Genomic DNA, 21,979 nt, shown 5'->3' on the forward strand with positions numbered 1-21,979 from the left:
CGGGTCTTCAGTTTCAGGCGCAGAGCACCACACCCCTCGCCTTGGCCCAGCGCTCGATGATCTTGCGCTCCTCGAGCGAGGCGAGACGGTTGCCGAAACCGCGCACCTGCACCGCACGGTTTTGCGGGTCGAGTTCGATCGTCAGCAACCGCTCGATCTTGCCGAGCGCCGAGCGCCGCAGCACCCAGATCGAGGCATTGCCGGCGATGCATTTGGCCGCGTATATCGAGACGCAATGATGCATCGCCCGGCTCTCGGCGACCAGATCCTCGGCTGTCTTCAACTGACGGATGAAGAAACGCTCGCCATGCGCCTTTGCCTCTTTGGTCGACGGCTGCCAGTCCCAATCGTCGAGGCGCGAGCCGTCCCAGGCGCGACCCTGCGACTGCGTCCCGGCAGTACGCGTGGCCCGCCCGGCAGCGCGGCGGCGCATTGCCTCGATGCGTTCGATCGCGGCAATGTCTCGGTGCCATTCCAGCATCTGCCGACGCAGCGAGGCGAGCGTGCGACCCTTCAGGCTGTACGCGGCATCGCGCTGGTGCACGGCGCCGATATAGTCGCATAGATCGTCGATCTCCTCCTTCGACGCGGGTTGCCCGCAGAAGAACCGTGTCACCTCGCGCCAGAAGGCCAGATCGTTACGTGGCGTGCGCGCGATTTTCGACTTGGCAAGTCGGGCCGCCAACCCGGAATCATCCGTGTAAGACCGGGCGATCGCCACCCAAAACGCCTCGTCGAACGTGAAATCGCCGGGCAAGTTCAAGAAGCAATGCACCTCCTTGCGAGACAGCCACGCACAGGCGCCCGCCTTGTAAAGCGAGTCACCACGCGCCACTGCGATATACCAAGCCTTGCGAAGCGCAATCTCGAGGGCATTCAACCCCGAGCTGTCCAGCCAGATCCCCTCGAGCGCGGCTGTAACCGGGTAGCGCGCATAGAGATGACGCGCCGCGGCCAGCCGCAGCCGCGCGGGGTCGCGCGTCTTCAGCTTTGGACGCCACAGCGCGCCGTCGCGGATCGCCATGCCGGCAAAGCCCCGACGTGCCTCGTCGAGCGCCCGCTCGAAATCCGGAGCGGGACGCGGGACGGGAAAAACCCGCCGCAGCGTTACGGCATATGCTTCAATGCGTTCGCGCTCGGCATCCTGCCTGCGCTGGATCATGGACTTTGCCATGGCCGTTCTTCCTGATTGGAACCCTGTCAGCCGCACGCAATTCCAGCGTCGGCACGGAATGTGTCGATCTGGATCGCCGGGTCATTGACAGGTCTCCTTTCAGGACGGATCAGAATGGGCGGCTTCTCTAAGCTCGCCGCCAATTTGACGCAAGAGCTATTCTTTCCATGCCCGCGATGGTCTGACGGTGTTGCAAAGGTGCATCGTTGTCGCCATCACCGTGTCCGGCCGACGCGTTTCCAGTAGATGAGGGTGCCTGTCAGCCCGCCATGCGGCTTCAGCGCATAATCCGGTATTTCGCCGGCCAGCGTGAAGCCGAGCTTTTCATAGAGGCCGGAAGCCCCCTCCTCTTTTGCCGTGTCGAGGACCAACAGCGTGCGGCCTTTCTCCACGGCAACGGCTTCCGCCGCCTCCATCAGGCGGGTTGCGATGCCCTTGCCGCGATAATCGAGGCGGGTCATCAGCTTGGCGATCTCGGCCCGGTGCGGCTGGTTGGGAGGGCAGTCGAGCAGCAAGGTGACGGTGCCGACCAGAGCCTCGCCGTTCCAGGCCCCAAGCACCGCCCTTTCGCCTCTGGCGGCCGCATGAAGCGACCTGTTCCAGAAGGCCGCGGCCATCTCCGGCGCCAGCGGATGCATGAAGCTGACCGAGCCGCCGGCAGCGACTGTCCCGATCAGCAGATCCGCCAGCATTTTTTGCGTTCCGTCAGTCCTGGTGAGTGGCCTGATTTCGATCGAACTCATGTGGTTCCCCTGCGCCGTCCGTCAATCGAAATGACTGATCCGCTTCCGCTTCCTGGCCCGCCGGATTTCCGCGATGCGATCGGCGTCTTCCTCTTGCAGATGTCGCCCGCGTTCCAGCAGTTCGAGCGTGTATTCCTCATAGGTCAGGCCCAGCCGCTCGGCCTTGTCCAGCCGCATCAGCATGATCTCGCGGCTCGGCACTTTCCATGCCTGGGCATGGGCGGTCCGCCAGGCAAGAAACACATAGGGCTCACCCTTGCCCCAGGGCGGACCGTTATAGTCGTCAAGCGGCGGACCGCCATTGTCGGAGCGTTTCGGACGGCGCGCCTTCACCTCAGCTCCTGGCCAACGCAACCAGATAGTCGGCGGCGTCCGGCCCCGGAGCGTGAAAGACGCAATCGGATGGCGCGCCGAGCGCCAGGCAGTCGCCGGGTTCGAGCCGGTGAACGATGTCCCCCTCGGTGAATTCCAGCCGCCCGGAGATCAGCCATATCTGTTGCCTGATGAAGGCATAGGACGCCGCCGGGAAACTTACCTTGGCGCCGGCCGGCAACTGTATCCGGATCAGTTCGAGGGGTATGTCGGAGACCGGCGAAAGATGCCGCCGCACATAACCCGTAGCCGGATCGCGCCAGAGCGGCTGGTCACGTTCGCGAAGCAGGCCACCGCCCTGCAATTCCGCCCTTGCGATCAATGTGGACAGCGTCATGCCGAAGGCGGCCGCAATGCGCACAAGGAGCGCCGCCGTCGGGCTGGTCATACCGCGTTCTACCGTGCTCAGCATGGCTTTCGAAACATCGGACCGCTCCGCCAGCTCTGCCAGGGACCAGCCTCGAGCCACTCTTTCGGCATGTATTCGTCTGCCGATGGTCGAGGAGATGTCGTTCGCTATATCATCCATTAATCCAATATATCGAAATTTTTCTACGGAGCAACGGCCGTTTCATCCATTTTTCGCAAACTCCTTAATGTCCGCTAAACCATCCGGCCTCATCCCACCTTAACCCCGTTCGCCTAGGCTCATCGCTTGGAAAAAGGGATCGGCGTGTCCATGCTCGTTGAACGCGAAGCCTCCATTGGGGAACCAACTTTGCTGGAGCGCCGCAGGGCGGAGCAGAACGACAAGCGCATTCTGGGCAATGTCGTGCAATGCGACGGCGCGCGCGCCACCATCAGCGCCTATGCCGACGATATCGAAGGCACGGTCACCGGCCTGTGGAGCGTCGGCAAGATGATCTCGATCAATCTCGGTACATCACGAACCGTCGGCCTGGTCTATGAAATCGGCAAGTCGGATCGTGCCTGGAGCAGCGAGGGCCAGAATCCGATCGAGGTCAGCATCGAATTGATCGGCGAGGTGCGCGACGGTGCCGAACCCGGCGCGAAGCCGATCTTCGACCGTGGCATCACAACCTACCCGCATATCGGCGCCATTGCCCATCGTATCCGCAGCCGCGACCTGCAGGCCGTCTACGATCTCGCCGGTCGTCATTCGATCACCATCGGCACGCTGTCGCAGGACGAGGCCATCGACGCCAATATCGCCATCGACGATACGCTGGCGCGCCATTTCGCCATTGTCGGCACCACCGGGGTTGGCAAATCGACCGCCGTGTCGCTGCTCTTGCGCAAATCGATCGCCGCCCGGCCCGACCTGCGCGTGCTCATCCTCGATCCACACAACGAGTTCGCCGCGTCGTTGCCCGAATATTGCGTCAGGGTCGATTCGACGACGCTCGACCTGCCCTTCTGGATGTTCAAGCTCGAGGAATTTGCCGAGGTGCTGTTTCGCGGCCGCGAGACGGTTCCGGAAGAGGTCGACGCCTTGCGCGATCTCATTCCCGCGGCCAAGAACCTCTACCGCAATCCGAACTCCGGCAACTATCTACGGCGCAGCACCGATGCGCTGACCGCCGACGCGCCGGTGCCCTATCGCATTGCCGACCTCATCAAGCTGGTCGACGAACGCATGGGATTGCTGGAAAGCAAGAACGATCGCCCGACCCTCAGGTCATTGAAGACACGTATCGAATCGGCGGCATCCGATCCGCGCTACCGTTTCATGTTCAACTCGCGCCTGATCGAGGACACCATCCACGAGACGATCGGCAACATCTTCCGCGTGCCGCATCACGGCCGCCCTGTGACCTGCTTCGAAATGGCCGGCATGCCGTCCGAGGTGGTCAATTCCGTATGCTCGGTGCTGGCGCGGCTGGCCTTCGACCTGGCGTTGTGGAGCGAGGGCCGCCTGCGGCTGCTCTTCCTGTGCGAGGAAGCGCATCGCTATATGCCGGCCGATCCGCGCCTCGGTTTCGCGCCGACGCGGCACGCGCTGTCGCGCATCGCCAAGGAAGGCCGCAAATATGGCTGCTATCTCGGCGTCGTCACCCAGCGCCCGGGCGAGCTCGACCCGACCATCCTGTCGCAGTGCTCGACGTTCTTTGCCATGCGGCTCGCCAACGATCAGGACCAGGCGATCATCCGGTCGGCGATTGCCGATTCCTCGGCTTCGACGCTGGCGTTCCTGTCTTCCATGGGCCAGCGCGAGGCCATCGCCTTCGGGGAAGGCGTGGCGACGACGATGCGGATGAAGTTTGAAAAGCTCTCCGAGGATTTGATCCCAGGCACGGCCAAGCGCGAGGACGCCTTGCCGTCCGAAACCGGCGACCAGGTCGACCTCGTGGCGATCGTCGAACGGCTGCGCAACGTGCCGAAATCACGACAGGCAATGCCTTTCGCGGAAGTCGTCGATTCGGGCCGGCAGGCCGGCGATTCGGACTATCGCAAGCCGTCGGCCGCACGCACCCAGCGAAACGACGATTTCGACTTGCGCTACGGCCTCAAGCCGGCGACCTTCGGCCTGCGTCCCCCAGAATGATTGAGCCGAGCGACTTTTAGGCAGCGCTCGCAGATATCAAAGCTGAGTTTCGATGGCTGTCTTGTCTATAACTGACCACACCTGGCGAATTTTCCCTCTCTGAAACTCATAAAATACGTTCTCGGCAAACGAAATTCTCTTCCCGCTTACATCGAGCCCAAGGAACGTTCCCCTTGGCGCGCAGTCGAAGCTTAGCCGGCTCGCTACATAAGGCGGATCGGCAACCAATAGCTGAATGTCGAAGTAAAGGTCCGGAATTTCGTCGAAGTCTCTCACCAACATTTCGAGATAGCCGGACAATCCGAGCTTGCGACCGTTGTGGGTCACTTCATCATGAACAAACCGCCCCAGATTTGGCCAATCCTGCTTGTTCAGGCATGCAATATAGCCTCGGTAAAGACCGGAGAGATCGGATTTAGTCACGGCAACACCTCTATTTCCGCCAAGCCCCGCAAAGGCAGCATCTCAGCTTGAATGGGTGACGTCGGTCTGCGTGCACCGGAAACACAGAAAACGATACCAGACGGCCGGCATCACGAATTCAATGACGGAATTTCAGGCACAGACGCGGTTGCGCCCTTGCCTCTTCGCCTCATAGAGCTGGCGATCGGCGCGGCGATAGAACTCCTCGGCGGTTTCCTTGCGATCCCAGACGGCAAGCCCGACGCTGGTGGTGATTTTCAGTCGGACATTGCCCGTCAGCACCGACATGTTGGCGATCGCCTTGCGGATGCGCTCCGCGAATTTGGATAGCAGCTCGGCGTCCATATTGGGCGTGACCACCGCGAACTCCTCGCCGCCCAGGCGCGCCACCACGTCGTGATAGCGTGTCATGTCCTTGAGACAGTTGGCGACCGCCCGCAACACCTCGTCGCCGACATCGTGGCCGTGGCTGTCGTTGACCTGCTTGAAATGGTCGAGGTCGAGGATCATCAGCCCTACTGGTTTCTCGATGCGACGGAACTCTTCGAGATATTCCTTCAGCGCATCGTCGAAATAACGCCGGTTCTGCATGCCGGTGAGGCTGTCGGTGAGCGCCGCATGCTCTAGCGTCTCCGAACGCGCGCTGAGCGAAACGGTCATGGCGCGCAGCTTGCCTTCTTCCGTCGCCTGCTTTCGGATCAGCGGGTAGATGAAGAAAATGCCGAAGAACAGCGCAGTCGCCAGCAGCACGCCCGTCGCAAACAGCAGCTTGTTGAGATAGACGATTTCATCGAGTTCCGAAGGCGTATTGCTAATGTCGGCGGCCAGGGTTTGCAGGAGCCCATAGGCGTAAAGCGTCACCAGGCCGGCGGCCAGGATCACAAAAATAAAGACGAAAAAGGCTGATTCCGCCTTGTGGAAACGCATCTGCTCCCCGTTGGAAAGTTCGTAACGATCTTATGGCATGCGGGAACTTACGGACAGTTAACCTGGACAACTTCAACGCGAAATGTCCCCTCGGTGTCGACTTTTCAGGTTGCGCTCGAAGGAGGGAGTGAGAGTATCGAGTCGATCCCCTCACCAGGACGCAATCTCTGCCATTCCGGGCCCAATTGGTGCCTGAACCAGGTCGCCTGCCGTTTGGCATATTGCCGCGTCGCGGTTTTCGCGCGCTCGATGGCCTCGGGAAAACTGAAGGCGCCGGCCAGCGCGGCCTGAAGCTCGCGAACACCGATTGCTTTCATCGCCGGCAGGTCGGGATCGAGGCCGAGCGCTGAAAGCTGTTTCACCTCGTCCAGTGCCCCCTTGTCCAGCATGCGGTCGAAGCGAGCATCGATCCGCTCCACCAGCGCCGCTCGCTCCGGCTCGATGACGAAAAAGCGCGCGCTGCTCCTGTCGATCAACGGCCGGCCACGCGCGGCCTGCCAGTCCAGGATGGAACGCCCCGACGCGTCGAGCACCTCCAGCGCCCGCACGATGCGCTGGCCATCCGTCGGCTTAAGCATCATGCCGGCCGCAGAATCCTCGCGCAACAGGATGCGGTGCAATCTCACTGCGCCCTGTTCCTGGAGCTCGTAGCGCCAGCGATCGCGGATCGACTTCGGAATGTCGGGCATCTCCGAGATACCTTCCGTGAGCGCCCGGAAATAAAGCCCGGTACCGCCGACGAAAATCACTGGCCGCTCCGAGAGCGTGCCGTCGTCGATCAGCTTCGTGACATCACGCAACCAGGCGCCGGTGGAATAGGCGGTGGACGGATCGACGTGTCCATAAAGAAAGTGGGGGACGCGGGCGAGTTCGGCAGGACCAGGCCGCGCCGTCAGCACGTCGAGCACCGAATAGCCTTGCATAGAATCGGTGTTGACGATGACACCGCCATTGCGCTCGGCGAGGTCGAGTGCGAGCGCCGACTTGCCGCTGGCGGTCGGCCCGGCTATCAGGATCGCGTTCTTCACGCGGCCTTCGCCCGCCTGTCCGCTGGAATTTTCGATGCCGCTGATCGCCACGCTTCTATCCCATCCCGCCGGCCGCGCATTGACGCCGACGCTAGCGAATATGGCCTCGCGGTCGGTCGGCGCAAGCGCTGTTCGCTGGCTGGCCGAAGGCATCGCCTGCGAACTCGACTTGCCGGAGACCGCCGACGCTTCCGAAATAACGGCGCGCCTGCAGGCCGCGCTTGCTTCCGAACCGATCGACGTGGCCGTCCAGCCGGCTGAGAACAGGCGCAAGAAGATCCTGATCGCCGACATGGATTCGACAATGATCGACCAGGAATGCATCGACGAGCTTGCCGACGAGATCGGCGTCAAGGATCGCGTCGCCGCCATCACGGCGCGATCGATGAACGGCGAGATCGCATTCGAGCCGGCCTTGCGCGAGCGTGTGGCGCTGCTCAAGGATCTCGATGCCGCAATCATCGACCGCATCATCGACAATCGCCTGACGCTAGCCTCCGGCGGCCGCACGCTCGTCCAGACAATGGCGGCCAATGGCGCCTGGACGGCGCTGATCTCCGGTGGTTTCGACATCTTCACCACCCGCATCGCAGCATTGCTCGGCTTTCACGAAAATCGCGCCAACCGCCTGATCGAGCAGGATCGCCGCTTCACCGGCTTGGTCGCCGAACCGATCCTCGGCCGCGCCGCCAAGGCCGAAGCCCTTATCGAGATTTCCGCCCGCCTCGGCCTGACGCCTGCCGATGCCATTGCCGTCGGCGACGGCGCCAACGATCTCGACATGATCCGTCTTGCCGGCATCGGCGTCGCCTTGCATGCCAAGCCGGCCGTGGCAGCCGAGGCAAAGATCCGCATCGACCACGGCGACCTCACCGCCTTGCTTTATCTGCAGGGTTATCGCCGGGAGGAATTTGTCGAATGACGCCGATCCGCACCGAGCGCCTGATCCTGCGCAACTGGGGAGATCGTGACCGCGAGCTCTTCCATCGCATCAATTCCGACGAGCGCGTCATGGAATTCTTTCCGTTTCGGCGCGACCGTGCCCAGTCGGACGCCAAGATGGAGGAGTTGCGCGCGGCTATCGATCGCGACGGCTTCGGCTTCGCGGCCGCTGAGATCGCAGCCACAGGTGAATGCATCGGCTTCGTCGGCATAACCCGAACCGATCATTTGCCATTCCTGCCGCCCGGCACGATCGAGATCGGCTGGCGGCTGGCACCCGAATTCTGGGGCCGCGGCTATGTCACCGAAGCAGCCGAAGCCTGGCTGACCTATGGCTTTGAAAGACTTGGCCTCGACGAAATCGTGTCCTTCGCAGTCAAGGATAACAGCCGGTCCACTGCCGTCATGGAGCGCCTGGGCATGATCGCCGACCCGGCCTCCGACTTCGACCATCCCGGTGTTCCGGACAGCCACACCGCACTCAGGCGACATGTCTTCTACAGGCTGCCACGCACAGACTGGCAGGCAAGAAAAAGGGCGGCCCGCTAGCCGCCCTTTTTCGTTTCAAGATCAGAGTGTTGCAGGCTCTTCCGGACTCAATCCATCCGGATTGTCACAAACCTCAGCTCGCCGGTCTTCGACGCCAGCATCAAAAGCGCGTTCTTGCGCCCCTGCTCCTTCAGCGCGCCGATCCGGTCCATGACGTCCTTGGGCGTGGCGACCGATTCCTGCGCGATCTCGGTGATCACCTCGCCCGGCTGGATGCCGCGTTCGGCTGCCGCCGAATCCTTGGCGACGTCCGTCACGACGACGCCGGAGACATCGGTGGCGATGCCGAATTTCGTGCGCGTCTCCTCATTGAGCTCGCCGATCGTCATGCCGAGCACGGCAGCCGTCGAAACCGCAGGCGCCTTGTCGGCATCGTCCTGGTCGGTGTTGCCGTTTTCACCGCCGCTGGCAAGCTTTTCGCCGTCCTCGAGCCGGCCGAGCGTCACCTTGACGGTCTGCTCGACCCCTTTGCGCACGATGATCACGTCGACCGCCTTGCCGACCGGGCTCTCCGCCACGACGCGCGGCAGGTCGCGCATTTCATGGATGTCCTTGCCGTCGAATTTGATGATGACGTCGCCGGCCTGGATTGTGCCGTTGTCGACCGGCCCGCCCTTGATGACGCCGGCGACCAGCGCGCCCTTGGCGGTCGCCATGCCCAGGCTTTCGGCAATGTCGTCGGTCACCGGCTGGATGCGCACGCCGAGCCAGCCGCGCCGCGTCTCGCCGAACTGGCGAAGCTGGTCGACGACGCCCGAGGCAAGCTGCGACGGGATCGAGAAGCCGATGCCGATCGAGCCGCCCGATGGCGAGATGATTGCCGTGTTGATGCCGATGACCTCGCCGCTGCTGTTGAACAGCGGTCCGCCGGAATTGCCGCGGTTGATCGCGGCATCGGTCTGGATGAAGTCGTCATACGGGCCGGAATTGATGTCGCGATTGCGTGCCGAGACGATGCCGACCGTCACCGTGCCGCCGAGACCGAACGGATTGCCGATCGCCATCACCCAGTCGCCGACACGCATCGTGTTGGAATCGCCGAACTTCACCGCCGTCAGCTTGTGCCCTTTCGGATCGACCTTCAGCACCGCGACATCGGTCTTGGTGTCGGTGCCGACCAGCGTCGCCTTGAGCGTCACCCCATCGGAGAAATTCACCTCGATGTCGTCGGCATCGGCAATGACGTGGTTGTTGGTCACCACGATGCCCTGCTCGGCGTCGACCACGAAGCCGGAGCCCAGCGACTGCACCTTTTGGCCGCCGCCGCCCTTGTCGCCGCCACGGTTCTTGAAGAAATCGTCGAAGAAGTCCTGGAAGGGCGAGCCCTCCGGCAGCTGCGGCATCGGCACTGCGCCCGGCCCCTCAGTGCCTTTAACAGTCTGCGACGTCGAGATGTTGACCACGGCGCCAAGCAGGCCGGCGGCGAGATCGGCAACCGAGGGCGGCCCGTCGGCTGCCATCGTCGGCGCCACGAACGACGGAACGGCAACGGCGCCGACCAGAAGCGCAGCGGCCCCGGCGATGAACGTCCGCCTCGCTGCACGCAGAAGGGTGGTGGATGTCATCGAAAGGCCTCCGGGTGTTCTGAAAAAAACCGCTTCGGCAAAAATGCCGGTCCGCGTCATGTTGGCAAGAAATAAGGCACGTTTGCGGCTATGGCTACCGCCAGAGGATAAATCCTCCGTTACGCCGGCGCCCCTGCACCGGCCCTACTGGCCGGTGCCTGGCTGTGCCGCCGGTGCGGCGGGAGCGGCAGGTGCTGGCGCTGGTGCCGCCGGTGCCACAGGCGTTTCCTTGCTGTTCGGGTCGCGGAAGAAGCGGAAGAACTCGGAATTCGGCGACAGCACCATCGTCGTTCCGGCGCTGTTCAGCGCCGTGCCATAGGCATTCATCGACCGATAGAAATCGAAGAAGGCCGGATCGCGCAGATAGGCCCCGGCAAACGTGGCACTGCGCTGGGCTTCACCTTCACCCCGCAGGATTTCAGACTCTTTTTGCGCTTCGGCGACGATTTCGACCACTTCGCGGTCGGCGCGAGCCCTGATCCGCTGCGCTGCCTCGTTGCCGCGCGCTCTCAGCCGCTCGGCTTCGGCGAGACGTTCGGCCTTCATGCGGTCGAAGGTCTGCTGCGAGACTTCGGCCGTGAGATCGGTGCGGCGGATGCGGACATCCTCGATCTGCAGGCCAAGCGAGGTGGCATCGGGCCTCAGCTGATCGCGCACCTCGCGCATCATCACCGCGCGCTCTTCCGAGAGCGCCGCCTCGAAGTCTCGCAGGCCATAGACGCGGCGCAAGGCGGCGTCGAGACGCGTCCTAAGCCGGGCCTCGGCCAGTTCGATCTGGCCGGACACCGCGGCGCGGAACACGCGCGGATCCGAGATACGATAGGCGATAAAGGCATCGACTTCATAGAACTTGCCGCCCGAAACCTGGACGCGGATGTTGTCGAGGTCGAAGCGCAGGACCCTGTTTTCGATCAGCTGGACGGTGTCGGCATCGAAGAAGGAGAATGGCGCCTTGAAATAGATGCCCGGCTGGTTCTTGACGTCGACGATTTCGCCGAACCTGAGCACCAGCGCCTGCTGGCGCGCATTGACGACGAAGACCGACGAATAGAGCAGGAACAGGATGACCGCGGCGATGACCGCAATGACGGGAAGACGGTTGGCCATCACTGGTTTCCTCCGGTGGCCGGTGCCGGCGCCTTCTGCTGCAATGCCGGCAGCGGCAGGTAGGGAACGACCCCTTGCCCGTTGCCTTGCTCGACGATGACCTTGCTCGAATCCTTCAGCACCCTCTCCATCGTTTCCAGGTAGAGTCGCTTGCGCGTCACCTCCGGCGCCTTGGCATATTCGTCATAAACCGAGATGAAGCGCTGCGCCTCGCCTTCGGCCTCCTGCACGACCCGGTTTTTGTAGGCGGCCGCGTCTTCGCGGATCTGTGCGGCCGCACCGCGTGCCTGGCCGAGTTTCTGATTGGAATACTGATTGGCCTGCTCGACGAACTTGTCCTCGTCCTGCTCGGCGCGCTGCACCTCGTCGAACGCGTCTGCCACCTCGCGCGGTGGCGCGGCGTCCTCGATCGAAATGGCGTTGACGTTGAGGCCGGCCTTGTAACCGTCCAGCGTGGTCTGGATGATCTCACGCACCGACGCCGCGATGCCTTGCCGGTCGTCGCGGAAAATGTCTTGCGCCGGGCGCCGGCCGACCGCTTCGCGCATCGCGCTTTCGGCGACCTGCTGCAGCATGCCGTCCGGGTCGGACACGTCGAACAGATAGGCCTTAGGGTCGGAGACCTGATAGGCCACAGAGAACTGCACATTGACGATGTTCTGGTCGCCGGAAAGCATCAGGCCATTGCCGCTGGAACTGCCGCCGCCGATACTGACAAGCTGCTCGGCGATGTTGGCGGTCTCGACCGTTTCGATGGGCCACCAATGGAAATGCAGGCCAGGCTGCGACAGCTCCGCCTTCGGCTTGCCGAACCTGAGTTCCACCGCAACTTCGTCGGGCTGCACGGTGTAGACCGCCTTGAACGCCCATAGCACCACCAGCGCCGCGGCAATCAGCCCGAACACGGCAGGGCTCGCGCCACCGCCGCCCGGCAGCGCGCGCCGCAACCTGTCCTGCCCGCGCCGGATGATATCCTCGAGATCGGGAGGCGAGCCCTGCGGGCCGCTGGGTCCTTTTGGTCCCTGACCCCAAGGCCCCTGATTGTTGCCGCCGCCCCACGGGCCGCCGCCGCCGCTCTTGTCGTTCCAGGGCATGAATGTCCTTTCGCTTGGAATTCCCTCAAGCGCCGGCTCACCGGCGCAAAATCCAATATTATTATTCTATAGGGATGCAGCGGCACGCTTTCAACGCGATCGGCTGCCGCCACTGTCCGCCTTTTGGGTCCATCTAGACCTGTCGCGACCCCTTTGTCGCCTTCAATGCACGTCGCGGCGCCGCTCGTAAACCGAATAGCGTGTCGCATGGCTGTCCTTTTCGCCAGCCTCCACCTCCTGCGAGCGGACGATCCGCCACAGCGCCGGATCGATCGGCGGGAAATGGGCATCGCCGTCGACCGCGGCCAGAACATGGGTCACGTGCAGCCGATCGGCCAACGGCAGCGCCTGAGCGTAGATCTCGCCGCCGCCGATGACGCAGATCTCGTCGGCGCCGGCCATGCAGCGCCCGCGCACCGTCGCCAGCGCGATTGCGTCCTCGATCGAGTGCGCGACTTCGACGCCCTCGGCGCGCCATGCCCTATCTCGTGTCACCACGATGTTGAGCCTGCCCGGCAATGGGCGGCCGATGCCTTCATAGGTCTTGCGGCCCATGATGATGGGCTTGCCCATCGTATCGGCTTTGAACCGCTTGAGATCGGTGGACAGCCGCCACGGCAACCCACCCTCGCGCCCGATCACGCCGTTCTCGGCGATGGCGACATAAATCGCGAGGTCCATCAGCCGCCGTTTCCGCCATCGGATGGCTCCAGCAGCAATATGTCGATATCGTGCTCGGGGTAGAAGTTATGCGCCTTCATCTCGAACGTCGTCGGTCCGATCTTCCTGACGTTTTCGCCGCAAAACGAGACCAGGTTCTTCGCATCGCCCTTGTCGACGGTCAGCTTGAAACTGCCGATGTTTCCCGACGCCCAGTTGCCGCCCGTGGTCAGGATATAGGCGATGCGGTTCTCGAAATATTTGGGGTAGCCGTCGGGATCGTCCTTGGCTGCCTTGCGCACGGCATTCTCGAAGGCATCGTCCATGCAGTAGCGTGTCTTGTAGGCGGCATACTGACCCTGGAACTGGCCGTCATAGAAGAAGCTGACCGAGGAGGTGCCGCCGACGCTCGGCTTGTAGCGATGCGAGACATGGACCGCCTTGTTGGCCGGAAACGTCGAGCGCCACCAATAGGTCGAGCGCAATTGCCAGAACGGCGTATAGACGGTCTTCATGCCCGAACCGTCGTCGGCAGTGTCCTCGATGATGATGCCGCGGTTGACCCAGTCGTCGGCGACCGCTTGCGGCAGCTTTGCCAGCGCTGCCTTGGCCGCATCGCCGAACGGATAGAACGGCACGCCCTGCGCCTTCAGGTCAGCGCCGATGTCGATGCCGAGCGCGACCACCTTCTGCTCGAGCTGCGGCTTTGCCGGCACCCCGTCGATCGTCACTTCGAAGCCGAGGAAATTGTCGCTCTGCGCCTCCGGAATCGCCGGTATTTCTTCGGGGTCGCCTTCGATGTCGGGCATCGGAAAGGCGACGATCGCATCGACATCCTTGTCGGTGTTGTTGCGGAAGACGTAATCGACCATCACTTTTTCCGGCGAGATGTAGAGATCCTCGCTTTCCATCGCCACCGCATCGCTGCGCGAAAGGATCAGCCCACCGGTGCCGAGTTCGGCGACCGAATCATTGGCGAGCGCAGGCGTAGCCGAGAGCGCCAAGGCTGCGGTCAGGACGTAACGGAACATGGAAACTCCCCCGGCGAGAATGCCAACATGACTCTAGCTGTTCAATGTGGCGTTTCAAAGCCTTTCGGCAAATGCGCCGGCGCCTGCCGGCATGTCGTGTCGGTCTAGACACGCCGGTCCCGATCGGGCAGGAGTTCGCCCATGCGCAAGCTTCTCGTCATCGGCATCGGCGCCGGCAATCCGGAGCACATGACGGTCCAGGCCATTAACGGTCTCAATCGGGCCGACGTGCTGTTCATTCCCGACAAGGGCGCCAAGAAGAACGATCTCGCCGAATTGCGCCGCCAGATCTGCGACCGCTTCGTCATTAATCCGAATTCGCGCCGTGTCGAATTCGAGGTGCCGGTGCGCGCCGAGCCGGCGCCTTCCTACCGCTCGACCGTCGACGACTGGCACGAGGCGATCGCCGCGATCTACGAAGGCCTGATCCGCGCCGAACTCCCTGAAGATGGCTGCGGCGCCTTCCTGATCTGGGGCGATCCGTCGCTCTACGACAGTGCGCTGCGCATCCTCGACCGCGTGCGCCTCAGAGGCAATGTAGCGTTCGAGCTGGAGGTCATCCCTGGCATCACCGCCATCCAGGCACTCGCAGCCAGCCACAAAATGGCATTGAACCGGATCGGCGACGCCATTTTGATCACCACCGGCCGCCGGCTCGCCGAGGAAGGTCTGCCCGAAAACGCCGGCAGCACCATCGTCATGCTGGACGGCAAATGCGCCTTCAACACGCTGGACGACAACGACGTCACCGTCCACTGGGGCGCCTATCTCGGGACGCCCGACGAGATCGTCATCTCGGGCCGGATTGGCGACGTCGGCGACAAGATCGTGAGCACCCGTGAGCAGGCCCGCCGGAAAAAAGGCTGGATTATGGACACCTATCTGCTGCGCAAGCCGGGCGAGCCTAAGAAGTAACAGGGATCACACGCGGCATGAATTCCGCCGGCGTCACGCTGCGTCGATCTCGGCCTGCAGCGCCTCCATATGCGCCGCCGCTGCTGAAGACGCAGCCCGCTCGATCGCGCGGAAGCGGCTGACCACAGCAAGCCCAACCGATGTCAACTGGGCGCCACCGCCTTTTTTGCCGCCCGTCTGTGCCGCAACCAGCGGCTTGCCGAACACGCGGTTCATGTCTTCGACCAGATCCCAGGCGTGCTTGTAGGACATCTCCATGCCGCGTGCCGCGGCCGAAATCGAGCCGAAGGCGGCGATCTGTTCCAGAAGCTCGATCTTGCCTGGTCCGATGCGGCCATCTGGATCGAGATTTATCCGCAAACTCAGCGACGGCATTTGCTCCTCCGCAGTCACGCCATTCTACAAGTTCTGCAGCGATACCGCTATTCCAAAACGATATAGCGAATCATCGGCCGTTCACTCATCCGCCTCGGCGGGCAGGCCGGCGCCGGTATTCGCCCGGTCGAAGCTCACCGTCTTGACCACGGCGAAGACCTGTCGACCAAGCCGAAGCCCCAGTGTCTGCCGCGACTGTTCGGTGATGCGGGCAAGCACGGTTGCGCCATTGCAGTCGAGGCCAATCTCGACCGTAGGCCCTTCGCTCGGCTCTATCGCCACGATCGTGCCCGGCAATATGTTGAGCGCGCTGAGGCCAACCGGCTGCTCGATGGCGATCATCACGTCGCGGGCACGGATGCGGACGCGCACCGGCGCACCGACTGGCGTTGCCAGAAGCGGCACCCGGATCTCGCCCGCCAATGAGCCTAGCACCGTCATGCCAAAGGCTTCGTCGTGGCGCAGAACCGCGGTATCCAGCACGGCACCGCCCTCGCCGCGCTCTTCGGCCGGCAATAGATCCAGACGCTGCATGATCGCTCCGGTCGGACCGGAAGCGGCGACCTTTCCTTGCATCAGCACCACGACGTCGCTCGCCAGCCGCGCCACTTCGGCGATCGAGTGGCTGACATAGACGATCGGGATTTTCGTCTCGTCGCGCAGCCGCTCGATATAAGGCAAGATCTCGGCCTTGCGCCCCTCGTCGAGCGAAGCCAGCGGCTCGTCCATCAGCAGCAATTTCGGACTGGCAAGCAGCGCCCTGCCGATTGCCACACGCTGCTTCTCGCCACCGGAGAGTTTTGCCGGCCGCCGGTCGAGCAAATGGCCGATCCCGAGCAGTTCGACCACGCCATTGATGTCCGCGTAACGCTCAGCAGCCGGCGTGAACCAGCGGCCATAGCGCAGATTGCTCGCCACGCTCATATGCGGAAACAGCCGCGCATCCTGGAACACCATGCCGATCCGCCGCTTGTGCTTCGGCACGAACAGGCCGGCGTCGCTATCGACCAGCACGCGGCCCTCGGCCGCGATACGACCTTTGTCGGGGCGGATCAGCCCGGCAATCAAATTGATCAGCGTCGTCTTTCCGGAGCCGGAAGGCCCGAACAGCGCAGTCAGCCGCCCGGCGCTTTCGAAGCGGGCATTGACGGTGAAACCGCCAAGCCGGTGGCTGATGTCGACCTGAACCGTCATTCGATGTCCATCCGCCGGCCGACGCGCCGCGCCAGCACTTCCGAGGCAACAAGTGCCGCCATCGAGATGACGATCGAGATCAGCGTCAGCCTGAGCGCGCCGGCGTCGCCGCCGGGAACCTGCGTGAAAGTGTAGATCGCCGACGGTAGCGTCTGCGTCTCGTTCGGAATGTTGGAGACGAAGGTGATCGTCGCGCCGAATTCGCCCATCGCCTTGGCGAAGGAGAGGATCGCACCGGCGATCAGCCCGGGCAGGATCAGCGGCAGCGTGATCGTGCCAAATACCCATAGCGGATTGGCGCCGAGCGTGCCGGCGGCCGCCTCGATTTTGCGGTCGACGGCCTCGATAGACAGCCGGATGGCCCGCACCATCAGCGGAAAGCCCATCACGCCGCAGGCGAGCGCGGCGCCAGTCCAGCGGAAGGAAAAAACGATGCCGAAATGTTCGGCCAGGAAAGCGCCGGCCGGACCACGCTTGCCGAAAGTCAAAAGCAGCAAATAGCCGGTCACCACCGGCGGCAGGATCAGCGGCAGATGCACCAGACCATTGAGCAGCGTCTTGCCCCAGAACTGGCCGCGGGCAAGCACAAGTGCGATCAGAATGCCCGGCGGCAGGCTGGCAATCATCGCCACGGTCGCCACCTTGATCGACAGCCGGACCGCATTCCATTCGTCGGGAGCGAGATCCAGCAGCCAGTTCATGTGCGGTGCCGTACGTCAGTTGCTCGGCGCGAGGATTGTAAAACCTTGCGCCTTGAAGAGTTCGCCAGCCTTGGCGGATTGCAGGCATTTCAGGAATGCCGGGGTATCCCTGCTCTTCGAATCCGCAAGCTGGGCGACTGGATAGATGATCGGCGGATGGGTACCCGCGGGGAAAGTGCCGACCACCTTCACGCCAGGCTCCGCATGCGCATCCGTGGCGTAGACGATGCCGAGTGCTGCCTCGCCGGTCGACACCAGCTTTAGGGCGGCGCGGACATTCTCGGCCTGCGCCACCTTGCCTTCGACCGAAGACCAGGCACCGAGCGATTCGAGGGCTGCCCTGCCGTATTTGCCTGCCGGCACAGCTTTGACATCGCCCATGGCAAGTTTGCCGTCACCGACGAGCTTGGCAAGATCGAAACCCTTTTCGATCCTGGTTTCAACCTTGGAATCCCGCGGCGCAACCAGCACGATCTGGTTACCGAGCAATTTCACTTCGGTGCCGGGCTTGGTCAGCTTCCTGTCGGCAAGATATTTCATCCAGTCGAGATCGGCCGAGATGAACAGGTCTGCCGGCGCGCCGCTTTCAATCTGCCTGGCCAGCGCCGAGCTCGCCGCGTAGGAAATGGTCGCCGCCTCGCCGACATCGGCCTCGCAGGCCTTGTTGACGGCATCGAGCCCATCCTTCAGGCTCGCCGCGGCAAACACGACCACCTTGTCATCGGCATGGGCCGACGGCACCGCGGCCATCAGCATGGCGGCGAGACCCGCGATGGCAATCGTCGTCGAACCTTTGCGCGCCAGCATGAAACTCTCCCCGTCTCGGAACGCCCGAAGCCGCCCATCGATATATCCATGTGAACATAACAAGGAAAGGCTCTTTACCGCCGACGGCATTCTGAGCTGAGGTTTTCCCGGCCTGCGATAATCTTCGTTGGATACAGCGGTACCGAGGCCGAAGGAAATATTCACATGAAAATCAGCGACCAGGGATTGCGCGTCAAGTCGACGTCGGCCAATCAAGATGGATGCTGACAACGCCCGAAGGCGCAGCCGCAGTAGGCAATGTCGACATGCACGGTCAGCTATGGTGCTAGACCGCGATCGGCGCCTTGATCGTCGCGTCGGCGAAATAGTTCTCGAGCCGGAAATCCTCGAAGCGGAAGGCAAAGAGATCCTTCACCTCGGGATTGATCCACAGCGTCGGCAACGCCTTGGGCGTGCGCCGCAATTGTTCGCGCGCCTGCTCGAAATGGTTCGAGTAAAGATGCGCGTCGCCGAGCGTGTGGATGAAATCGCCGGGTTTCAATCCGGTCACCTGCGCCACCATCAGCGTCAGCAACGCATAGGAAGCGATGTTGAACGGCACACCGAGAAAGATATCGCCCGAACGCTGGTAGAGCTGGCAGGAAAGCTTGCCTTCCGAAACATAGAACTGGAACAGGCAGTGGCAGGGCGGCAAGGCCATGGCCTCCACCTCGGCCGGGTTCCACGCCGAAACGATCAGCCGCCGCGAATTAGGATTTTTGCGTATCTCCTTCAGAAGATTCGCAATCTGGTCGATGGCGCCGCCATGGCCGTCCGGCCACGACCGCCATTGTTTGCCATAGACCGGGCCGAGATCGCCGTTCTCGTCGGCCCACTCATCCCAGATCGAGACGCCGTGATCGTTGAGATATTTGATGTTGGTGTCGCCGGCCAGGAACCACAAAAGCTCGTGGATAATCGACTTCAGGTGCAGCTTCTTGGTGGTGGTGACCGGAAAGCCGCGGGCCAGGTCGAAGCGCATCTGGTAGCCGAATACCGAGCGCGTTCCGGTGCCGGTGCGGTCGCCGCGATCGGCGCCGTTTTCCAGCACATGCTTCAGAAGGTCGAGATACTGGCGCATCGGCTCCGGTCCGATTCGGGTTGTCAGCCATCATAGCCGAATGACCGTCGGCCGAACACAGCAAAGCGAGACGATTCCAGCAGAAGCCTCACCAGCACCGGCGGCGAGGTTGCTCAGAGCGAGCCGAGCATGCCCAGATCCTTGGCGACGAGGTAATAGAATGTCACCCGGCTCTTGCTGTTGTCGGCCGCCATAGCCTTGCAGGTCTTTTCGATAGCCGCATCCGCCTTGGCACCGTCGGTGACGCCGAGCTTGCCGGCGACCCAGCTGTTCCTGACGCGCTTCAGTTCCTCCGGGTCGGTGCAGGACACCAGCGAGGAATCGCGGTTCCTGAGCGCGATGCCCAGATGCTTGACGATCTTGGCGACCGCGTCGGCATCCGCCGCCGCATCATATTTCTTTACGTCTGCGAGATAATCGGCCATCGAATTTCCCCTCGTCGGCGCCACGGGATCCGGTCAGTGAGGATCGTGGCGCGCTGCCGCAAGTATGCGCTAGGTCTCCTCACCGCCACAAAGCTTCGGTTGAGACCGGCTGCAAGTCAACCCCTTGATGATCCACTTTGACACGGACGAAAGTGGCATTCCGGCCTTTCATTTTCCACCGTCAGTCCCTATATTCGCCTCGTCGGCTCGACCGACTATGGCGATAAACAGGCGATGAAATAAGCCGTTCGGACCCGGGGGCGGTACCCGGCGCCTCCACCAAAAACCGCTGCTCAGGAGCGGCTTTTGCTGGGGGCGAAATAGGATCGACGAAGGTGTAAAGATCGTACTTTTGCCCGGCATTGTACCACCGTTATCGGGCTAAACTTATAGTTGCCAACGACAACTATGCGGAAGCACGTCTCGCCGCGTAAGCGGTGCGATAGCTTCAATTCAAGCCCTAGTGGTTCGCACTTCTAGGCGGGGTTCGGAGGTACCTGGCAACAGAAACCTCCATTTCTCCCTCTCGACATATGCAGAAGCAGGCCCCGCCGGCCGGGCTTTCATGTGCCCTGACGGGTCCAAAAAACCCCTGTCTTCATACTTCCCCATCCAATCCATGGATCAGAAATGCGAAACGATTCCAATCGGTTTTTCGTGCTGACCGGCGGTCCGGGCTCAGGCAAGACAACGTTGATCGACTCTTAAGGTGGCAGGCCTCGCACCTCGGGCGAAGCCGGGCGCAGCATCATCACGACGAATTGGCGATAGGCGGCAAGGCCCTGCCCTGGCGGCTCTGTTCGCCGAGTTGATGCTGTCTTGGGAGTTGCGCTCCTACCGGATCGCGGGCGAGCAATCCGGCCTGGTCTTCTTCGATCGCGGCGTGCCGGACACTCTTGGCTATCTGCGCCTGACCGGGGTGCCGGTTCCCGATCACGCCACGAATGCCGCCCGACGCTTCCGCTATGCCAGGCGCGTCTTCGTCGCGCCGCCATGGCCGGAAATCTTTCGGCAGGACAACGAACGCAAGCAAACGATGGACGAGGCTGAACGCACCTTTCACGCACTCGTCGCCGTTTACACGGAACTAGGCTACGAGCTGGTGCCGCTGCCCTTGGCGCCCGTCGAAACGCAGCTGCGGTTCGTCCTCTCCGAGACAGCGTCGTAGCGAAGCGCCGCAAGCGACGGTTTTGCGAAAGCCCAAGGGCCTCCCATCATCGGAACCTCCGATGGCAGCATTCGTATCTTCCCGTTTCCCTTCTCTCATGCCTTGCGGGACAAGGCCTCAGTTTCTCGCCGCATATCAGTCAGGCCCCGGCGAGCTATCTGATGGAGATAAGATGAACCAGGAAACCACACCAAAACACGAACGCATCCTGATCGTTGGCGGCAGTTCCGGTATGGGGCTGTCGCTTGCCGAACAGCAGCTTGCCGCCGGCGCCGAGGTTACGATCGTCGGCCGCTCCGAGGACCGGTTGTCGGCCGCACGGCAGCGCTTGCCTCACCCGGAAAGGCTGAGGACGATCGCAGCCGACGTCACAAGCGAGGACGAGGTCCAGCGCCTGTTCCAGGATGTCGGCACGCTCGACCACATCGTCTCGACCGCCGCCGACGTTACCGGCGTCTATGTGTTGCTTCCCGAGATGGATATCTCGGTGGCGCGGAATGTGATGGATTCCAAAGTCGTCGGGCCGCTTCTTCTTGCCAAACATGGCGCGCCTCGTCTGACGCCTAGGGGATCGATCACGCTGACCTCGGGCATCGCCGCCTATCGTCCGGCGGCGAAAGGCTCGGTGGTGGCAGCCGTTAATGGGGCACTTGGCTCACTCGCCTACGCGCTTGCCGTCGAACTGGCGCCGATCCGCGTCAACGTCGTTTCGCCCGGCTGGGTCGACACGCCGATTTGGGATGCCGTCGTCGGCAGCGGAAAGACAGCCGCGCTGGACGCCATGGCAAAGCGTCTGCTCGTCGGCCGGATCGGCCAGGCAGCCGACATTGCCCAAGCCATCACGTCCCTCATGCACAACGGCTTCATCACCGGAACCGTGCTTCATGTCGATGGTGGCCAGCGGCTGGTCTAGTGATGGCCAGATTTCGCGGACCATTGCGAGGAACAGCCGCAAGACCGGCGCTTGAATGCGCCGGTGGCGCCATACCATGGTGACCGGCGTCACCGGACTGCTTCCGACCCAAGGCAACACGACAATATTGGCGTCAGCCGCGGAAGCCACGAGACGCGGGACCAGCGCGCATCCAAGACCGCCTTCAACAAGGCTCCGTATCGCGCTCATGCTGGCGAACTCGCCGACGAGTTTTGGACGGTCAGGCAATGTTGCGGCAAACGTTTCGTCGAACATCCG

At 62.6% G+C, this 21,979-nt stretch carries 24 protein-coding genes, 1 other RNA gene and 1 pseudogene; 7 read left to right on the top strand and 19 right to left on the bottom strand.

Annotated elements, in window-relative coordinates:
* Positions 1-13: 13 nt before the first annotated feature.
* From NKI67_RS06940 to NKI67_RS06955, 4 genes are all read right to left on the bottom strand, one after another.
* Entirely contained in the window at positions 14-1,174 is a 1,161-nt protein-coding gene (locus NKI67_RS06940) for a PcfJ domain-containing protein (RefSeq protein WP_352644862.1), read from the bottom strand.
* 215 nt (positions 1,175-1,389) lie between these two features.
* Entirely contained in the window at positions 1,390-1,917 is a 528-nt protein-coding gene (locus tag NKI67_RS06945; RefSeq protein ID WP_352644864.1) for a GNAT family N-acetyltransferase, read from the bottom strand.
* A 21-nt stretch (positions 1,918-1,938) separates the two neighbouring features.
* Positions 1,939-2,250, bottom strand: coding sequence for a hypothetical protein (locus NKI67_RS06950; protein ID WP_352575156.1), 312 nt, complete (start codon positions 2,248-2,250; stop codon positions 1,939-1,941).
* A 1-nt stretch (position 2,251) separates the two neighbouring features.
* Entirely contained in the window at positions 2,252-2,818 is a 567-nt protein-coding gene (locus NKI67_RS06955) for a helix-turn-helix domain-containing protein (RefSeq protein ID WP_352644866.1), read from the bottom strand.
* Between the two features lie 150 nt (positions 2,819-2,968).
* Between NKI67_RS06955 and NKI67_RS06960 the strand changes: the two genes are divergently transcribed.
* Complete coding sequence (locus NKI67_RS06960; RefSeq protein ID WP_352644867.1) at positions 2,969-4,795, top strand: ATP-binding protein; 1,827 nt, start codon at positions 2,969-2,971, stop codon at positions 4,793-4,795.
* 36 nt (positions 4,796-4,831) lie between these two features.
* On the opposite strand, the gene NKI67_RS06965 is transcribed toward NKI67_RS06960, so the two are convergent.
* The 3 genes from NKI67_RS06965 to miaA form a co-directional block, all read right to left on the bottom strand.
* Entirely contained in the window at positions 4,832-5,218 is a 387-nt protein-coding gene (locus NKI67_RS06965; RefSeq protein ID WP_023676687.1) for an ester cyclase, read from the bottom strand.
* 132 nt (positions 5,219-5,350) lie between these two features.
* On the bottom strand, positions 5,351-6,145 hold the full coding sequence (locus NKI67_RS06970; protein ID WP_023676688.1) for a GGDEF domain-containing protein: 795 nt from the start codon (positions 6,143-6,145) through the stop codon (positions 5,351-5,353).
* A gap of 104 nt (positions 6,146-6,249) precedes the next feature.
* Positions 6,250-7,218 carry a tRNA (adenosine(37)-N6)-dimethylallyltransferase MiaA gene (gene miaA, locus NKI67_RS06975; RefSeq protein WP_352644893.1) on the bottom strand — a complete coding sequence of 323 codons (969 nt, stop codon included), beginning with the start codon at positions 7,216-7,218 and terminating at the stop codon, positions 6,250-6,252.
* Between miaA and serB the strand changes: the two genes are divergently transcribed.
* Both serB and NKI67_RS06985 read left to right on the top strand, forming a co-directional pair.
* On the top strand, positions 7,208-8,095 hold the full coding sequence (gene serB / locus NKI67_RS06980; protein WP_023676799.1) for a phosphoserine phosphatase SerB: 888 nt from the start codon (positions 7,208-7,210) through the stop codon (positions 8,093-8,095). The two genes, miaA and serB, sit on opposite strands and share 11 nt — an antisense overlap.
* Positions 8,092-8,664: a GNAT family N-acetyltransferase gene (locus NKI67_RS06985; RefSeq protein ID WP_023676690.1), complete on the top strand. Its 573-nt coding sequence runs from the start codon at positions 8,092-8,094 to the stop codon at positions 8,662-8,664. The genes serB and NKI67_RS06985 overlap by 4 nt, the downstream gene beginning before the upstream one ends.
* Before the next feature lie 47 nt (positions 8,665-8,711).
* Here the strand turns inward: NKI67_RS06985 and NKI67_RS06990 are convergent, their stop codons facing one another.
* The 5 genes from NKI67_RS06990 to NKI67_RS07010 all read right to left on the bottom strand — a co-directional run bounded on the left by NKI67_RS06990 (position 8,712) and on the right by NKI67_RS07010 (position 14,121).
* A complete protein-coding gene (locus tag NKI67_RS06990) occupies positions 8,712-10,229 on the bottom strand; it encodes a DegQ family serine endoprotease (RefSeq protein ID WP_023676691.1) in 1,518 nt (505 codons plus the stop codon).
* Positions 10,230-10,373: 144 nt separating this feature from the next.
* On the bottom strand, positions 10,374-11,336 hold the full coding sequence (gene hflC / locus NKI67_RS06995; RefSeq protein ID WP_352644869.1) for a protease modulator HflC: 963 nt from the start codon (positions 11,334-11,336) through the stop codon (positions 10,374-10,376).
* Positions 11,336-12,430 (bottom strand): FtsH protease activity modulator HflK, encoded by a 1,095-nt coding sequence (gene hflK, locus NKI67_RS07000; RefSeq protein ID WP_023676693.1) that lies wholly within the window; start codon positions 12,428-12,430, stop codon positions 11,336-11,338. The genes hflC and hflK overlap by 1 nt, the downstream gene beginning before the upstream one ends.
* 162 nt (positions 12,431-12,592) lie before the next feature.
* On the bottom strand, positions 12,593-13,111 hold the full coding sequence (locus NKI67_RS07005; protein ID WP_023676694.1) for a dihydrofolate reductase: 519 nt from the start codon (positions 13,109-13,111) through the stop codon (positions 12,593-12,595).
* On the bottom strand, positions 13,111-14,121 hold the full coding sequence (locus NKI67_RS07010; RefSeq protein ID WP_352644871.1) for a DUF4424 domain-containing protein: 1,011 nt from the start codon (positions 14,119-14,121) through the stop codon (positions 13,111-13,113). The genes NKI67_RS07005 and NKI67_RS07010 overlap by 1 nt, the downstream gene beginning before the upstream one ends.
* Before the next feature lie 141 nt (positions 14,122-14,262).
* Between NKI67_RS07010 and cobF the strand changes: the two genes are divergently transcribed.
* A complete protein-coding gene (gene cobF / locus NKI67_RS07015) occupies positions 14,263-15,036 on the top strand; it encodes a precorrin-6A synthase (deacetylating) (protein WP_352644873.1) in 774 nt (257 codons plus the stop codon).
* A 33-nt stretch (positions 15,037-15,069) separates the two neighbouring features.
* Here the strand turns inward: cobF and NKI67_RS07020 are convergent, their stop codons facing one another.
* The 6 genes from NKI67_RS07020 to NKI67_RS07045 form a co-directional block, all read right to left on the bottom strand.
* A complete protein-coding gene (locus NKI67_RS07020) occupies positions 15,070-15,411 on the bottom strand; it encodes a winged helix-turn-helix domain-containing protein (protein WP_023676697.1) in 342 nt (113 codons plus the stop codon).
* 81 nt (positions 15,412-15,492) lie between these two features.
* On the bottom strand, positions 15,493-16,605 hold the full coding sequence (gene modC / locus NKI67_RS07025; protein ID WP_352644875.1) for a molybdenum ABC transporter ATP-binding protein: 1,113 nt from the start codon (positions 16,603-16,605) through the stop codon (positions 15,493-15,495).
* Positions 16,602-17,306, bottom strand: coding sequence for a molybdate ABC transporter permease subunit (gene modB / locus NKI67_RS07030; RefSeq protein WP_023676699.1), 705 nt, complete (start codon positions 17,304-17,306; stop codon positions 16,602-16,604). Before modB ends, modC begins: the two co-directional genes overlap by 4 nt.
* Positions 17,307-17,321: 15 nt before the next feature.
* Complete coding sequence (modA, locus tag NKI67_RS07035) at positions 17,322-18,113, bottom strand: molybdate ABC transporter substrate-binding protein (RefSeq protein ID WP_352644877.1); 792 nt, start codon at positions 18,111-18,113, stop codon at positions 17,322-17,324.
* A gap of 286 nt (positions 18,114-18,399) precedes the next feature.
* On the bottom strand, positions 18,400-19,194 hold the full coding sequence (locus NKI67_RS07040; protein ID WP_023676701.1) for a thymidylate synthase: 795 nt from the start codon (positions 19,192-19,194) through the stop codon (positions 18,400-18,402).
* 113 nt (positions 19,195-19,307) lie between these two features.
* Positions 19,308-19,619, bottom strand: a complete 312-nt coding sequence (locus NKI67_RS07045; protein WP_023676702.1) for a DUF2853 family protein — start codon at positions 19,617-19,619, stop codon at positions 19,308-19,310.
* Positions 19,620-19,781: 162 nt separating this feature from the next.
* Here NKI67_RS07045 and ssrA point away from each other — a divergent pair.
* From ssrA to NKI67_RS07060, 3 genes are all read left to right on the top strand, one after another.
* Positions 19,782-20,137, top strand: a transfer-messenger RNA (tmRNA) gene (gene ssrA / locus NKI67_RS07050).
* Between the two features lie 293 nt (positions 20,138-20,430).
* On the top strand, positions 20,431-20,787 hold the full coding sequence (locus NKI67_RS07055) for an AAA family ATPase (RefSeq protein WP_502896707.1): 357 nt from the start codon (positions 20,431-20,433) through the stop codon (positions 20,785-20,787).
* Between the two features lie 172 nt (positions 20,788-20,959).
* Positions 20,960-21,700: an SDR family oxidoreductase gene (locus tag NKI67_RS07060; RefSeq protein WP_352644879.1), complete on the top strand. Its 741-nt coding sequence runs from the start codon at positions 20,960-20,962 to the stop codon at positions 21,698-21,700.
* 72 nt (positions 21,701-21,772) lie between these two features.
* On the opposite strand, the pseudogene NKI67_RS07065 reads toward NKI67_RS07060, so the two are convergent.
* Positions 21,773-21,976 (bottom strand): annotated as a pseudogene (locus NKI67_RS07065) (LysR substrate-binding domain-containing protein); the annotation flags it as partial.
* Positions 21,977-21,979: the final 3 nt, after the last annotated feature.

It is taken from the genome of Mesorhizobium sp. M0408, assembly GCF_040321495.1.
Lineage (GTDB): Bacteria > Pseudomonadota > Alphaproteobacteria > Rhizobiales > Rhizobiaceae > Mesorhizobium.